This window comes from Trujillonella humicola (genome assembly GCF_046233715.1).
In the GTDB taxonomy this organism is placed as follows: Bacteria; Actinomycetota; Actinomycetes; order Mycobacteriales; family Geodermatophilaceae; genus Trujillonella; species Trujillonella humicola.
Window position 1 is genome coordinate 1 of sequence record NZ_JBJNRJ010000148.1, and the last position, 635, is coordinate 635.

Sequence of the window (635 nt, forward strand, 5' to 3'; positions counted from 1 at the left end):
AAGACCTTCAAGGCCAGCACCGATCCGGACTACGACGCCAAGACCGCCCGGGTGCTGGAGCTCTACGCCATCGCCGACGGCTTGGTCGCACCCGGTCCAGACGATCCGACCGTGGTGTTCTGCATGGACGAGTTCGGGCCGCTGAACCTGCAACCGCATCCGGGCAAGCAGTGGGCACCGGCCGCTCGGGGCCCCGGCGATCCGGCCGCGCCCCGACGGCGCCGGCGGCGGGCGACCTACACCCGACCGCACGGCGTGCGCCACCTGCTCGCCGCCCTCGACCTGAGCCGCGACAAGCTCTACGGACACATCACGTCCCGCAAAGGCCGCACCCAGTTCCTGGCGTTCTGCCGCTATCTGCGCTCGCTCTACCCACCCGACGTCCGGATCGCGATCGTCTGCGACAACTTCAGCCCGCACCTGTCCACCCGCACCGATGACCGAGTCGGCCGGTGGGCGGGGGCGAACAACGTCGAGATCGCCTACACCCCCTTCTACGGCTCCTGGCTCAACCGCATCGAGCCGCAGTTCACCGCGCTGCGCTACTTCACCCTCGACGGCACCGACCACGAGTCCCACCGCGAGCAGGCGCGCATGATCCGCCGCTACATCGCCTGGCGGAACGGCCACGTCAC

Annotated in this window: 1 protein-coding gene; it reads left to right on the forward strand. The window is 69.6% G+C overall.

Translation table 11 applies throughout. From position 1 onward, the window contains the following. Positions 1-635, forward strand: a 635-nt coding sequence (locus ACK586_RS25490) for a transposase (protein WP_409333328.1), incomplete at both ends; no start/stop codon positions are given.